This window comes from Paenarthrobacter sp. AMU7, assembly GCF_041200195.1.
In the GTDB taxonomy this organism is placed as follows: Bacteria; Actinomycetota; Actinomycetes; order Actinomycetales; family Micrococcaceae; genus Arthrobacter.
Map to the genome: position 1 here is coordinate 3,213,508 of NZ_CP165735.1, position 13,407 is coordinate 3,226,914.

14 protein-coding genes are annotated in these 13,407 nt (G+C 62.9%); 3 read left to right on the forward strand and 11 right to left on the reverse strand.

What is annotated here, in order from left to right:
* The first annotated feature begins 38 nt into the window (after nt 1-38).
* Entirely contained in the window at nt 39-1,016 is a 978-nt protein-coding gene (locus ABQM86_RS14765) for a DUF389 domain-containing protein (RefSeq protein ID WP_369744780.1), read from the forward strand.
* On the opposite strand, the gene ABQM86_RS14770 is transcribed toward ABQM86_RS14765, so the two are convergent.
* The 6 genes from ABQM86_RS14770 to ABQM86_RS14795 form a co-directional block, all read right to left on the reverse strand.
* The gene (locus tag ABQM86_RS14770; protein ID WP_369744781.1) at nt 929-2,059 is read right to left on the reverse strand and encodes a flavin-containing monooxygenase; all 1,131 of its coding nucleotides are present in this window, start codon (nt 2,057-2,059) and stop codon (nt 929-931) included. The two genes, ABQM86_RS14765 and ABQM86_RS14770, sit on opposite strands and share 88 nt — an antisense overlap.
* Nucleotides 2,060-2,127: 68 nt before the next feature.
* Nucleotides 2,128-2,415, reverse strand: a complete 288-nt coding sequence (locus tag ABQM86_RS14775) for a hypothetical protein (protein ID WP_369744783.1) — start codon at nt 2,413-2,415, stop codon at nt 2,128-2,130.
* A gap of 131 nt (nt 2,416-2,546) precedes the next feature.
* Nucleotides 2,547-4,172 (reverse strand): LuxR C-terminal-related transcriptional regulator, encoded by a 1,626-nt coding sequence (locus ABQM86_RS14780; RefSeq protein WP_369744785.1) that lies wholly within the window; start codon nt 4,170-4,172, stop codon nt 2,547-2,549.
* A gap of 184 nt (nt 4,173-4,356) precedes the next feature.
* Complete coding sequence (groL, locus tag ABQM86_RS14785) at nt 4,357-5,970, reverse strand: chaperonin GroEL (RefSeq protein ID WP_089595752.1); 1,614 nt, start codon at nt 5,968-5,970, stop codon at nt 4,357-4,359.
* Between the two features lie 86 nt (nt 5,971-6,056).
* A complete protein-coding gene (gene groES / locus ABQM86_RS14790; RefSeq protein WP_011775524.1) occupies nt 6,057-6,353 on the reverse strand; it encodes a co-chaperone GroES in 297 nt (98 codons plus the stop codon).
* Between the two features lie 193 nt (nt 6,354-6,546).
* The gene (locus tag ABQM86_RS14795; protein WP_369744787.1) at nt 6,547-6,909 is read right to left on the reverse strand and encodes a hypothetical protein; all 363 of its coding nucleotides are present in this window, start codon (nt 6,907-6,909) and stop codon (nt 6,547-6,549) included.
* Between the two features lie 67 nt (nt 6,910-6,976).
* On the opposite strand from ABQM86_RS14795, the gene ABQM86_RS14800 reads away from it, so the two are divergent.
* Nucleotides 6,977-8,206, forward strand: coding sequence for an SAM-dependent methyltransferase (locus ABQM86_RS14800; protein ID WP_369744788.1), 1,230 nt, complete (start codon nt 6,977-6,979; stop codon nt 8,204-8,206).
* A gap of 4 nt (nt 8,207-8,210) precedes the next feature.
* On the opposite strand, the gene ABQM86_RS14805 is transcribed toward ABQM86_RS14800, so the two are convergent.
* The 3 genes from ABQM86_RS14805 to ABQM86_RS14815 all read right to left on the reverse strand — a co-directional run bounded on the left by ABQM86_RS14805 (nt 8,211) and on the right by ABQM86_RS14815 (nt 10,394).
* Nucleotides 8,211-9,023, reverse strand: a complete 813-nt coding sequence (locus ABQM86_RS14805; protein ID WP_337339370.1) for a shikimate 5-dehydrogenase — start codon at nt 9,021-9,023, stop codon at nt 8,211-8,213.
* A 63-nt stretch (nt 9,024-9,086) separates the two neighbouring features.
* Entirely contained in the window at nt 9,087-9,209 is a 123-nt protein-coding gene (ykgO, locus tag ABQM86_RS14810; RefSeq protein ID WP_011775528.1) for a type B 50S ribosomal protein L36, read from the reverse strand.
* Nucleotides 9,210-9,245: 36 nt separating this feature from the next.
* Nucleotides 9,246-10,394, reverse strand: a complete 1,149-nt coding sequence (locus ABQM86_RS14815) for a GTP-binding protein (protein ID WP_369744789.1) — start codon at nt 10,392-10,394, stop codon at nt 9,246-9,248.
* Nucleotides 10,395-10,577: 183 nt separating this feature from the next.
* On the opposite strand from ABQM86_RS14815, the gene ABQM86_RS14820 reads away from it, so the two are divergent.
* Complete coding sequence (locus tag ABQM86_RS14820; protein WP_207594200.1) at nt 10,578-11,732, forward strand: glutamate--cysteine ligase; 1,155 nt, start codon at nt 10,578-10,580, stop codon at nt 11,730-11,732.
* 29 nt (nt 11,733-11,761) lie between these two features.
* Here ABQM86_RS14820 and tsaD read toward each other — a convergent pair whose 3' ends face one another.
* Together tsaD and rimI are read right to left on the reverse strand one after the other, a co-directional pair.
* Nucleotides 11,762-12,907 carry a tRNA (adenosine(37)-N6)-threonylcarbamoyltransferase complex transferase subunit TsaD gene (gene tsaD / locus ABQM86_RS14825; RefSeq protein WP_207594201.1) on the reverse strand — a complete coding sequence of 382 codons (1,146 nt, stop codon included), beginning with the start codon at nt 12,905-12,907 and terminating at the stop codon, nt 11,762-11,764.
* Entirely contained in the window at nt 12,904-13,401 is a 498-nt protein-coding gene (gene rimI, locus ABQM86_RS14830; RefSeq protein ID WP_089595758.1) for a ribosomal protein S18-alanine N-acetyltransferase, read from the reverse strand. Before rimI ends, tsaD begins: the two co-directional genes overlap by 4 nt.
* Between the last annotated feature and the right edge of the window lie 6 nt (nt 13,402-13,407).

Genomic DNA, 13,407 nt, shown 5'->3' on the forward strand with positions numbered 1-13,407 from the left:
TGCAACTACGCTGGAGCCGGGTCGGAGGAAGGAAATCCATGATCGTGCAGCTGCGCCTTTGCGTGCCAACGGAGTTGTCCGAGGCCGTCGTGAAATGTTGCACCGATAACACCGGAGCCGCCGAGGTGGCCGTCCACAAAGATGCTTCCGTGGTGCCACCTGGCGACGTGATCACCGTTCAGCTGGCCCGGGAATCCGCGGAAGAACTGATCGAGCGGCTTCATGGGCTCAAGGTTCCGGACCTGGGCTCCATCTCCATATCGTCGCCGGACCTCGTCCTGTCCAAACGCGCTGACGACGCTGAGGCAGCCGCCCCCGGAGAATCGGCCGACGCCGTCATTTGGGACGAGGTTTCCAGGCAAACCGGCGAGGACTCGAAACTGACGTGGAGCTTCCTGGCATTCTTGGTCATAGCGGCCCAGTTGGCGGCGATCGGCATTGTGACCGATTCAACGATCGCGATTGTGGGCGCAATGGTGGTGGGACCCGAGTTCGGACCGCTCGCTGCGTTGGCCGTGGGGCTGGTGGAACGTAAGTGGCGATTGGTACGTGCCTCGATGCTCGCCCTGGGTGTCGGTTTTCCCCTCGCGATGCTGGTCACGGCCGTTGCAGCCTGGCTCTCAGTGCCCCTCGGATTGTTTCCCGAGGACACACTGGATCGGGGATCAGCCGTGGAGTTCATCTACCATCCGGGTCCCTACTCGCTGATCGTGGCCGCACTCGCTGGAGCGGCGGGAATGCTGTCCATGATCAGCGACCGGTCCTCAGCTCTGGTGGGTGTGTTTATTTCCGTCACGACTGTTCCGGCTGCAGGATACGTCGCCGTTGCGGCGGTTCTGGGTGAATACAGCAAGGCGGCCGGATCAGCGATGCAGCTGGCACTCAACCTGGTGGGCATAGTGTCAGCTGCGGCTGCGGTCTTGGTGTTCTACCGGCTCGTCGGCATGCGGGTCTCCTTGGCCCGGCGACCGTCGGGCTCCGGACGCCGCTCCGTTGCCAACCGGCGGGCCAGGTAGCGGGCGTCCCGACAGACTCCGGGAAGTGTTGCCGAGGCTGCCGCGAAGAGGAATTCCTGACCGATGAAGAACACGCCGGGAACGTCCTCGGCCACTCCCCTGGTTTGCCTCGGCTCTCCCTGTTCATCAAAGACCGGCAGTTTCACCCACGAGTACTCCTCCTGATACCCCGTGCACCAAATAACGTTCGTGGCCTCCACCTTTGTCCCGTCTTCCAGGACCGGCAAGCCTTCCGAAACCCCTGCCAGCCTTGGAACCAGCTGCACACCCGCTGCGGCCAGGTCCTTGGTCTTGGTCCGGATCAGCGGCGCCGCCATGGATTTGAAGCCCGGGGCGGCCTTGCGTCCGATCGGTGTGTTGAGCGTTAGGACCCGGACGCCCAGGAACTTCACTATTGGCAGGGCGAAACGTGCTGCGGTACGGCCGTGCTTCATGGGCATTTCGCCGCTTGGCTTCCCTGCAAGAACGGTGGAATGCGACCCTGAAACGTCAAGGGCGATCTCCGCCCCCGAGTTTCCGAGACCTACCACCAGCACTGTTCCGTCCCTCAACTGCCCTGGGTTCTTGTAGGCCTGGGAATGCAGCTGGACTACGTCCGGATCAAGCTCTCCTGCGAAAGCGGGCCGTTTCGGAAGATGGTGTCCGCCGGTCGCAATCACCACGTTGCGCGTGCGCCAGAGCCGGTCCCCTGCCGCGACAACAAACCCCCCATCCTCGGAGCTGATTTCCTCCACATGGACATGGGACACGAAGGGGAGGTCAAAACGACGCACATACTCCTCCAGATAGTCAGCCAGTTGATCTTTGGTGGGAAAGGCAAGACGGTCTCCTGGGAAAGGCCAACCCGGAAGCCCGTCATATTTGGCGGGTGTGAACAGCTTGAGCGAGTCCCAGCGTTGACGCCAGGCATCCCCTGGCCTTCCGTGCTGATCCAGAATGAGGAAGTCACGGCCTTCCTTGGCCAACCAGTATGCGAGCGCGAGCCCGGCCTGGCCACCTCCCACGATGACGGTGTCTACCTCTTGAAGTTGGTTCGATGTCATGATGCGCTCCTTTCGTGTTGCAGTGGATCCTTTGTTGTTTGGTCCAACTTGTTGTTTGGTCCAACCGGTCAATGCACCTCAGACGGCCTGGCCTCGGGCGTCTTCCGGTACCGCAGGCACCACGCGAGCATCAGTGCGGATGCCACCACATAGAAGGCGTGCAGAAGCCATACAGGGCCGGCCGGAAGATCAAAGACATAGAACGAGTGCACGGCATTGGCGATGTTGGTCAGGGCAATGTTCCCCAGGCTGTAGGACGCCACATCCTTTGTTCGGACCGCCTTGAGAAGCATGGGCAGCATGCTGGCGGCGAAGAGCACGGTTGAAACGGTGCCGGCAAGCAGTGGAATGTTCATAGGGCCAAGCTATGAGCCCAGCCCCTCCCGTCGCGTCGGCAGAATGACGCATTCGATTCCACACGGTATGGGTATTTCTGCGCAGCAGGTGACAGAGGGTCCTGTGGAACGGTGCGGGAGGTGATGGGGGTTCAGTGGATCAGGCCATGCTCGAAGGCGTAGCCCGTGGCGGCGGTCCTGGACGGCACAGCAAGTTTGGACAGGATGTTGCTGACATGCCTGGCCACGGTCTTTTCGCTGAGATACAGCTCCCTGGCGATGGTACGGTTCGCGTGGCCACTGGCAACGAGCTGCAAGACTTCCAGCTCACGGCTGGTCAGCGGAGAACTGTTCTGACGTTTCTCGCCCGTGAGCTCCAAAACATGGGCCACTGCAGGCGCCGCTCCGAGATCGGCGAACTCATCTTTGGCAGCTTCAAACTCCATGGCAGCCGAGTCCGGATCTCCCAGCTGCGAGCAAGCACGCCCCGCCAGGACCCTGCAACTGGCCGCGCCGTACGGAGCCTCCAGGCTGTACCAAAGACGCCACGCCTTTCTCGCCACTGACAGGGAAGCGTGCGGTTTGCCCTCGGCAAGCAGCACAGTGGCTTCCGCCTGGCCAGCGAGCGCCTGCTCGAGGGGCATGCCGCCGCCTTCCGGGGACCCGAACTCGTCTGCGGCGGCCCGAGCCGCCTTGACGTCTCCGGCAGCAAGTTCGACGTCGACGACGGCGGGGAGGAGTCGACGGCGGTTGGCTGGGTCAGAAAGGGAAAGGGCACGGCGAAGCATGGACTGGGCTTGTGGTTCTTTGCCCTGCCCGGCCAGGACGAGTGCCAGCCCTGGCAGGGCCTCGAATCCGGTCTCAGCGGCCTTGGCATAAGCTGCCATGGCTTCATCGTCACGGCCGGTCAGGCGAAACAGCTCGCCCTGGAGGTACCACGCGCCCCAGACTGCTTCCGGGTCGCCATGGCGGGAACGGTCCTGGGCGATCCGGAGTGCGGCCGTGGCATCCTCCCAGGCACCGTGCAGGATGAACAGTTCGGCCCTGTGCGACTGGCACTGCCCGCTGAACATGACCATGTCCGGTTGCTGTCCGCACCACCGGGCAAGTGCAGCTGTCCACTCGTGGGCACGCTTGACGTCCAAGGTCAGGCGACAGCTTCCGATGACTGCGCAGTAGATAATGCCGGACGGAATGGGCGACACTTCGCCGGCGGTCACGGAAACCATGACGTTGTCCAGGAACTCCAGGCCCTCATCGGGAAAACCCAACGCGATCCGTGCTGTACCTACGCCCAGCTGGCCCAAGGCCGTCAGGTCCCGGTCGTGGAAGCGCTGCCCCACAGCCAAGGCACGGCCAAAAAGCTCGTTGCCGGCTTCCGGGTTTCCCCCATACAGCGCGCCCAGCGCCGATGGGATCAAAAGGTAGCCCTCCGCTTCGGTGGGGTCATCCATCCCATCCACCAACTGCTTGGCCCTGGATAACCAGCCGGAACCACGTGCGGGTTCCCCGAGGTTCATAAGGTACAGGACCAGCCACGCAGCACAGCGGGCCGCTCCGGCAATGTCCCCCATGGTCACGTACTCGTCATGTGCCCGCGTCAGATAGGCCACACCTTCCGATTCCTTGCCCAGGAGCATGGCAACCGAGGCAACAAGCTCGATGTCCTGGGGAGGCAGGCCGCCTTCGGTATCCGCCCGGGCGAGGCAGTCCAAGGCATCGCTCCAGCGATGCTCGAAGAACGCCGAGCGTCCGAGATCCAAGGTTGTGGCCGGCATAGTCGTTACTCATCCCGCGACCGGGAACAGCCCGGTTGGCGCACCCAAGCCGCCGTATAAGCGTCAGGTTACTGCCGTCGTCGAACGCTCACAATAGCTGGAGAAGGCGTGCCTGCCGGCAGCCTCCAAGACGCACGAAGCCCCGGCCACGCGAACGTGACCGGAGCTCCAGTGAAACAGGCTGCTAGTGGCTGTGGCCTGCGTGTGCGTCTTCTTCCTCAGCCGGCTTCTCGGCAACCAGGGTCTCGGTGGTGAGAACCAGGGCAGCGATGGAAGCGGCGTTGCGGAGAGCCGAACGGGTGACCTTGACGGGGTCGATCACGCCAGCGGCGATCAGGTCCTCGTACTCGCCGGACTTGGCGTTGAAGCCGTGGTTGGCTTCCAGCTCGGACACCTTGGCAACAACAACGAAACCGTCGAAGCCGGCGTTCTGGGCGATCCAACGCAGCGGCTGAACCAGGGCGCGGCGGACGATGCCTACAGCAGCAGCTGCGTCACCTTCCAGCGCCTTGACGGCCGGGGACTCGTCCAGTGCCTTGAGTGCGTGGATGAGGGCGGAACCGCCACCGGAAACGATGCCTTCTTCGAGGGCTGCACGCGTGGAGGAAACGGCGTCCTCAATACGGTGCTTCTTTTCCTTCAGCTCAACCTCGGTGGCTGCGCCAACCTTGATCACGCCGATGCCGCCGGCCAGCTTGGCCAGGCGTTCCTGCAGCTTTTCCTTGTCCCAGTCGGAGTCCGTCCGGGTGAGCTCCGCGCGCAGCTGGGCAACGCGGTCAGCCACGTCCTCAGCCGTGCCGGCGCCGTCAACGATGGTGGTGTTGTCCTTGGTCACCGTGATGCGGCGTGCGGTACCGAGTACCTCAAGGCCAACGGTGTCCAGGCTCAGGCCAAGGTCCGGGGAAACAACCTGGGCGCCCGTGAGCGTGGCGATGTCCTGGAGCATGGCCTTGCGGCGGTCGCCGAAGCCCGGAGCCTTGACGGCAACAACGTTGAGGGTGCCGCGGATGCGGTTGACGATCAGCGTCGAGAGGGCTTCGCCTTCGATGTCTTCGGCGATGATGAAGAGCGGCTTGTTGGCCTGCAGTGCCTTCTCCAACAGCGGCAGGAAGTCCTGCAGCGATGAGATCTTGCCCTGGTTGATCAGGATGAGGGCGTCCTCGAGGACGGCTTCCTGGCGCTCTGCGTCGGTGACGAAGTACGGGGACAGGTAGCCCTTGTCGAACTGCATGCCTTCGGTGAGGACCAGCTCGGTCTGGGTGGTGGAGGACTCTTCAATGGTGATGACACCGTCCTTGCCCACCTTGCCGAACGCTTCGGCGAGGAGCTCGCCGACTTCGTCGCTCTGCGCGGAGATGGCTGCGACGCTGGCAACCTGGGTGCCTTCAACTTCGCGGGCGTTCTCCAGGAGGCGGGCTGCGACGGCTTCAACTGAAACCTCGATGCCGCGCTTGATCTCGCCCGGAGCGGCGCCGGCGGCAACGTTGCGCAGACCCTCCTTGACCAAAGCCTGTGCCAGCACGGTGGCCGTGGTGGTGCCGTCGCCTGCGACGTCGTTGGTCTTGGTGGCTACTTCCTTGGCCAGCTGGGCGCCAAGGTTCTCGTAGGGGTCGTCAAGCTCAACTTCACGCGCGATGGTGACGCCATCGTTGGTGATCGTGGGAGCGCCCCACTTCTTGTCCAGCACGACGTTGCGGCCGCGCGGGCCAAGCGTCACCTTGACAGTGTTGGCGAGCTTGTCGATACCGGCCTCAAGAGACCGGCGGGCAGCATCGTTAAAAGCAAGCTGCTTTGCCATGGTTGTGTCCTTTCAAGACAGAAAACCCGCACCGCTGACGGTCGGAAATGATTTCCAACGCGACGGCGGTGCGGGGCTCCGGGAAGTTACTTTACGACGATCGCAAGGACGTCGCGGGCGGACAGAACGAGGTACTCGTTGCCGCCGGTCTTGACTTCGGTTCCACCGTACTTGGAGTAGATGACGACGTCGCCAACAGCTACGTCAACCGGTACGCGGTTGCCGTTGTCATCGAAACGGCCGGGGCCGATTGCAACAACTTCGCCTTCCTGCGGCTTTTCCTGTGCGGAGTCCGGAATAACCAGGCCGGAAGCCGTGGTCTGCTCTGCTTCGAGCGGGCGAACAACAATACGATCCTCAAGAGGCTTAATCGAGACCGACACTCGGACTCTCCTTTTCATGAGCTGATTCATGGACTAAGAACTAGGGTGCCGGAGCGTACATCCGCCGTCGCGGTGCCGGAAGACGCTTGGCATTTATTAGCACCCTCCGGGGGAGAGTGCTAACTAGACTCTATGTAAATCGTTAGCACTCGGTCAAGGTGAGTGCCAGCATTTCGTCATGGGTGAACGCAGGTCACCGTCCCGTGAGGTCATCCAGGTCATAGTCCTGGCCGTCGTCATCCTCGTCCAGCGGGGCATTGCCGCGGTTCAGGTACAGGAGCACAGCGGCCGCAACAGCAACGACGCCGGAAATCACCAAGGTGATCATCCCACCGGTGCGGGCGCCGCTGTAGAGCTCGCGGATGTCCCGTGCTTCGTCGGTAGCATCATTGACGCTCTTGCCGGCGACGGAATAGGTGGCCGCGTTGAAGGAATCCAACGCGAAGATGATGATCAGCAAGCCGATGCAGACCACAGCGATCACGGCCCCCGCTATGAGGGCGGGTCGCGCGAGCTTCATCATGGTGGAGGGTTGCGGGGCTGCGGTGTCTTCCATGAAAACAACCCTATCCGGCTGATTCGCCCGTCACGTTGTCAAGTGCCGCGCCGTTAGGCTTGATTCCATGCCTCACGCACCGCAGGAACAGATCGCACCCTTGCTGACCACTGAAGGATGGGAACTCCTGGCCTCCTTGAGGCCCTACCGCGAGGCCGACGCTTTCAGCACCAACGCGGATCTCCGCAAAGCCGGCCACTCCGCCGAATTGGTGGCCGCAGTCCTGACGCAATCACGGTTGCGTACCCGAGCCGAGGCAAAGTTCGGCGAGTTCGCCCGGCAGATGCTGTTCACCCAAGCAGGCTTGGAGCAGGCCACACGGTTGAACGTCGCAGCCCGGCATGCCGAACGCTTCGCCAAGGCCGGCATTTCCCACGTGGCCGACCTCGGATGTGGCCTCGGCGCCGATTCCATGGCGATGGCGTCCATGGACATCTCAGTGACAGCCGTTGAAATGGATGAAACCACCGCTGCCTGCGCCACCATCAACCTCATCCCGTTCCCGCACGCCACCGTGGTGCACTCGGATGCCACGTCCGTGGAGCTGGACGGGATCGACGGCGTGTGGCTGGATCCTGCACGACGCACCACGTCCACGTCGGGGACCAAGCGGATTTGGGACCCTGAGGCTTTCTCTCCGCCCTTGTCCTTCGTGGAGAAGCTGGCAGCCACCGGACGTGCCATTGGCGTCAAAATGGGGCCCGGCATCCCCCATGATTCCGTACCCTCAGGCTGTGAGGCCCAATGGGTCTCGGTGGGCGGGGACGTCACCGAAGTGACCCTGTGGTTCAACGGCGTAGCCCGCCCCGGCGTGCGGCGGGCGGCCCTGGTCATCGGCAGCCAGGGCGCCGCTGAAATCACCAGCGGCGAAGACTTCGACGCAGGTCCCGCAGCCGCCGTCGGGCCTGTTGAAGGTTTCTTATACGAACCGGACGGCGCAGTCATCCGCGCAGGCCTGGTAGCCGACATCGCCGAAAGGCTGGGCGGGCACCTGGTGGATGAGCACATCGCCTACATCTGCGCGCCAGAACTGCACGACACTCCGTTTGCCCGGGCCTACAAGGTGCTTGAGGTGATGCCCTACAACGTCAAGGCCTTGAAGACGTGGGTAAAGGCCAACGGCATCACCGTGCTGGACATCAAGAAGCGCGGCACGGCCGTGACTCCCGAGGAGCTGCGCAAGCAATTGCTTCCCGCCAAACCATCAAAGGGCAAGGACGCAAAAACAGCCACCCTGGTCCTCACCAGGATCGGTGAGGAAAGAGTGGCTGTTGTGGTGGAGCCGGTGACCGGCTAACACCTCATCGACGGGAGAACTCCGAGGCTTCGCGGACCTGCCCGGCACTGGGGCGCACACCCGTGTACAGCACAAATTGTTCTTCGGCCTGGATGGCGATGACCTCGGCACCGGTGATGACCTTCTTGCCGGAGTTCCTGGCGGCGGTGATGAGCGGCGTCTCAGAAGGCAGCGCTACGACGTCGAAGACCACCTGGGCAGCGGCGACCGTGGCGTCGTCGAAGGACTGCGCGGTCTCATCCGCACCCGCCATCCCCAGCGGGGTGACGTTGATGATCAGGTCCGCTGTTGAGCCGTTGACGTCGTCCTGCCACCCGAATCCGTAGAGATCCGCGAGTGCTCGTCCAGTGGTTTCATTGCGCGCCACGATAGTCACGGCGGTGAACCCTGCGTCCCGGAGCGCTGCGGCAACTGCTTTTGCCATGCCTCCGGCACCCCTGAGAAGGACAGTGTGGCTGCTGGGAACCTGGTGGTCCTTCAGGAGCCGGGCAATGGCGATGTAGTCCGTGTTGTAAGCAGTGAGGACGCCGTCGTTGTTCACGATGGTGTTCACCGAATCGATGGCTTTGGCTGAAGGGTCCATCACGTCAACCAGCGGGATCACAGCTTCCTTGTACGGCATGGACACCGCGGCACCCCGGATGGGGAGGCCGCGGATGCCCGCTACCGCGAGGGTGATGTCAGTGGGCGCGAATGCCTTGTAAACAAAGTTCAGGCCGAGCAGATCGTAGAGATAGTTGTGGAACCTGGTCCCGATATTGCTGGGCCGGGCCGCAAGCGAAATGCACAGGGACATGTCTTTGTTCAGGATTGGCATTCCCCCATTAAACGCCCTGTTGGTAGAGCCGTGTATTCATTGCACCTTTTACCCTGCCGCGGGTTAGCCCTGGCGCGCCTTCATCCTGGGGTTGTTCTTGTTGATGACGAAGGTACGCCCCCGCCTGCGCACGATCTGGGCGCCGGGGATCTTCTTGAGGGCACGCAGTGAATTCCTGACCTTCATGGTGTTTCTCCTTTGATGTGGGTGTGGGTCTTCGATTTAGAGGGCGTCGCTGAGTTCCAGGGGGTCGTCCCAGACGCCGGAGTCCAGCGTCATTTCGGCCTCCGTCAGTTGGCAGCCATCCAGGAGCTCGCGGATTTCCGTGGGGTCGATGTCCTCTGAGCGTCCGGTGATGGCAAGCACGGTGCCGCGGTCGCCGTGGTGTGGGTGCCAGTCCAGGAACGCGTCGACGTCGGCGCCGGCCTTTGCGGTTGCCTCGCCAGGGCCGGACCCTGCAGAGTCGGCCAGCCAGTTCCCGGTACTTTCGAGCCAGACCCTGGGGCCAATACCCTGGACGGCGATCCGCCGCGTGGGCGCGGAGGCGATCCATAGGCGGCCGCGCAGCCAGTGCGTACCGATGGCCAGCTGTGGCAGGGCATCCCGGAAGCGTCCGGGGTGAAGGGGACGGCCCGCTTTATGCAGCACGGTCCGGAAGGGACCAGGTGTTTCACTCAGGGGCACACGCACGACGCCGGGCCGGTTACGTGCCGCTGCTTCAGCATCGTCGAAGCAACCCGGCCGGAATTCCCCGGCCGAGCCGACGGCATTGGCATGGGGCGCCAACTGGCCCAGCAGTTCCAAGCCGACCAGCCACGCCTCCGATCCTTCCCGCGGATCCCCGGTCAATACCGCTCCCAGACCCGGGGAAACCATCACGGTGTCCACCTGGCCGAACTCACCAATCAGGAATTCGCCACTGGTGCGCTCATCCTGGGGCATGGAGGTGAACCCGGATTCGAACAGGGTGTGTCGGTCCCAGATGTGGTCATCCAAATCCGCCGGGTCCATGGCCAGCACCGCATTGTCCATGACAGCCGGCTGGCTGAGTCCACGGCGAAGTTCTGCGACGGCCATGCCTGCGGCAACTCCCGGCGGGAGGCCCAGGACCACGTGGTCGAAGCCGCAGGCGGCGAGGCGTTCCGCCGTCGGGACTACGTCAAGCCGGACGGTGCAGCTGAGGCAACCATGCTCCAGGACCGTGGTTTCGCGTTCGAACAGCTGACCGCCCCGATAGACGCGTCGAAGGACCAACGAACCGTCCAGGAGATCGTGGAGGACAACCACGGAGTTCTCATGGGTTCGGCCGAGCCTTGCGGCGGCTGCCTCCCGGCATTGGCTGTCCAGGGAACTGACGACTGTGAGGTGCATGGCTCGAGTCTAATGCGAATAGTTCTCATTAGCAAATGACGGCATGCTGCGACGTCGGTTCCTGTCGATATCACCGGTGTTCCTGCTGCATTAGACTTGATCCGACCGCTGGCGGCCCCGCAGCGGGGAACCGTGCCCGGCTGACACAACACAAGGCCGGAAAGTACAAATTGAGGGGACTACTTGCAGATTGATTTTGCGCCATCCAGGCAATCGACACTGGGTGTGGAATGGGAGTTGGCGCTCGTCAATGCACGTACCGGGGAACTGGTATCGGTGGCGAACGATGTCCTGAAAGGCGTCGCCGCCAACCACCCGGACCTCAATGAGGACGACGAACACCCCCACATCAAGCGCGAGCTGCTCCTCAACACCGTTGAACTTGTCACCGGCATTTGCGAGACCGTCAAGGACGCCAAAGAGGACCTTGGCCGTTCCCTCGCCGCGGTGCGCGAAGTCACCGATCCCATGGGCGTTGAAGTGTTCTGCGCAGGCAGCCACCCCTTCAGCCCTCCCCTGCTCCAGCCCGTCACGGACAAAGAGCGCTACGCCAAACTTATTGAGCGGACCCAATGGTGGGGACGCCAAATGGTCATCTACGGCGTCCACGTCCACGTAGGCATTGACCGCCGGGACAAAGTCCTCCCCATCCTCGACGGCCTGGTCAACTACTTCCCGCACTTCCAGGCATTGTCCGCCTCCAGCCCTTACTGGGCAGGGGAAGAAACCGGGTACGCCTCCCAGCGTGCCCTCATGTTCCAGCAACTCCCTACCGCCGGGCTGCCCTTCCAGTTCGAAACCTGGGAGGCGTACGAGTCCTACGTCCAGGACATGTTCACCACCGGAGTCATCGACTCAACGTCAGAGATCCGCTGGGACATCCGCCCCGTCTCAAACCTGGGCACCATCGAAATGCGCATCTGTGATGGCTTGGCCACACTTGAAGAAGTAGGCGCCATTGCTGCGCTGACCCAGTGCCTCGTGGACGAGTTCTCCTCCATCCTGGACGCCGGCGGGAGCATCCCCACCATGCCACCATGGCATGTGCAGGAGAACAAGTGGCGTGCCGCGCGGTATGGCATGGAAGCCATCATCATCCTCGACGCCGAGGGCAACGAACAACTGGTCACCGAACACCTTGCAGAAACCGTTGCGCGGCTTGAACCTGTGGCAGAAAAGCTGGGTTGCTCCGAGGAACTGGCAGACGTCCTGAAGATCATCGAACGTGGAGCCAGCTACCAGCGCCAACGGCGTGTTGCTGCCGAGCACAACGGGGACCTGCAGGCAGTGGTCATGGACCTCGTTCAGCAAATGCGCAAGGGACCGGACGCCTCGTAGTTGGAGACTGTGCCTGCTTGGGCGCGAACCTAGGCAGGCACAGAAACCGTAGTTACCGGCATGGAGGAATCCGGCGCAAACGCTATTCCGCTCGGTCCAACTCCGGCCATGATCAGTTGGGCACCGAGGGCCGCCACCATGGCACCGTTGTCCGTGCAAAGGTCCAGCGGCGGAACGTGAAGCGTGATCCCGGCCGACGCACAGCGTTGCCCGGTCAGTTCCCGAAGCCGTGAGTTGGCTGCAACTCCCCCACCCAGCAACACATCGGTGATGCCGTGCTCTTTGCAGGCCAGGACCGCCTTGGAGCTGATCACGTCCACCACGGCTTCCTGGAACGCGGCTGCGATATCCGCCACGGGCACTTCCTCGCCACGGGCCTCGAACTGTTCAACGCACCGGGCCACCGCCGTTTTCAGGCCGCTGAAAGACCAGTCATAGCGGTGCGGGCCCTTCTCCTCCGCCGTACCCATGTATTTGGGCTGTGAGAGGCCGCGCGGGAAACGGATGGATTTGGGATTGCCTTGGCGTGCCAGTTTGTCGATGGCAGGTCCACCCGGGTAGCCGAGGCCAAGGATGCGGGCCACCTTGTCATAGGCTTCACCCGCGGCGTCGTCGATGGTTGAGCCCAGCAACTCAACGTCATCGGTGATGCTCCGGATCCGCAGGATTTCCGTGTGCCCACCCGATACCAGCAGGGCTCCGAGATTTTCAGGCAACGTTCCGGCACCCAGTCCGGCGGCAGCACCGGCGTCGTGCTTGCCATCCGGTGATGTCCGCGCATCCAGCAGCCCCACGCCAACGTGCGCCACCAAGTGGTTAATGGCATACAGCGGCTTACCCGTGGCAACGGCCAAGGCCTTCGCCGCACAGACGCCCACCATGAGCGCGCCGGCGAGGCCGGGTCCCGACGTGACGGCAATGGCATCAATGTCGTCCAACGTGACACCAGCCTCATGCAGGGACTCCTGCAAGGTGGGGACAAACGCGTCCAGGTGCGCACGCGAAGCGATCTCCGGGATGACGCCACCAAAACGTACATGCTCTTCCATGGACGAGGACACCGTGTTGGTGAGCAGGGTGGTGCCCCGCACGATCCCTACGCCGGTCTCGTCGCACGAGGACTCAATGCCGAGCACCAATGGTTGCTGGGGCTGTTCCGGATGAGCGCCGCTCACGCTGTGTCTCCTTCGTGGGGTTTGTTCAGTTCAAGACGCATGATCAGTGCATCCGTGCCGTCCCGGTAGTAGCGGGGTCGGACGTGGATCTGCTCGAAGCCGAACCTCACATAGAGTTGCTGGGCCCGGGGGTTGTCTGCCCGGACCTCCAACAGGACGTCCGCCGCCCGGCGCCGCCGGGCTTCGTCGATGAGTTCGGTCAAGACGGCGGAGCCGATGCCCTTGCCTTCAAACTCAGGCACGACGGCGATCGTCTGGACGTCCGCGATCGGCTCGATGCACATCAACCCTGCATAAGCCACGATCTCTCCGGCGACCTCAGCCACCACATAACGGCGGGTCTCGGGCTGCGCCAATTCATCGAAGAACATCTGCAACGGCCAGGCGTCCACGGGGAACAACCGGCGCTCCAGGGTCTCTACGGCCGGGATATCAGCTTCCGTCATGTCGCGCAGGGAAACCCCTGCGAGCTCCAGCTTGGGTGACAATTTCACAGTCCG

Coding starts and splice junctions, on each gene's coding strand:
- ABQM86_RS14815 (WP_369744789.1), bottom strand. CDS start 10,394: ATGCACCTCACAGTCGTCAGTTCCCTGGACAGCCAATGCCGGGAGGCA.
- groL (WP_089595752.1), bottom strand. CDS start 5,970: ATGGCAAAGCAGCTTGCTTTTAACGATGCTGCCCGCCGGTCTCTTGAG.
- ABQM86_RS14780 (WP_369744785.1), bottom strand. CDS start 4,172: ATGCCGGCCACAACCTTGGATCTCGGACGCTCGGCGTTCTTCGAGCAT.
- ABQM86_RS14805 (WP_337339370.1), bottom strand. CDS start 9,023: ATGCCAATCCTGAACAAAGACATGTCCCTGTGCATTTCGCTTGCGGCC.
- ABQM86_RS14795 (WP_369744787.1), bottom strand. CDS start 6,909: ATGGAAGACACCGCAGCCCCGCAACCCTCCACCATGATGAAGCTCGCG.
- ABQM86_RS14800 (WP_369744788.1), top strand. CDS start 6,977: ATGCCTCACGCACCGCAGGAACAGATCGCACCCTTGCTGACCACTGAA.
- ABQM86_RS14765 (WP_369744780.1), top strand. CDS start 39: ATGATCGTGCAGCTGCGCCTTTGCGTGCCAACGGAGTTGTCCGAGGCC.
- ABQM86_RS14770 (WP_369744781.1), bottom strand. CDS start 2,059: ATGACATCGAACCAACTTCAAGAGGTAGACACCGTCATCGTGGGAGGT.
- ABQM86_RS14775 (WP_369744783.1), bottom strand. CDS start 2,415: ATGAACATTCCACTGCTTGCCGGCACCGTTTCAACCGTGCTCTTCGCC.
- ykgO (WP_011775528.1), bottom strand. CDS start 9,209: ATGAAGGTCAGGAATTCACTGCGTGCCCTCAAGAAGATCCCCGGCGCC.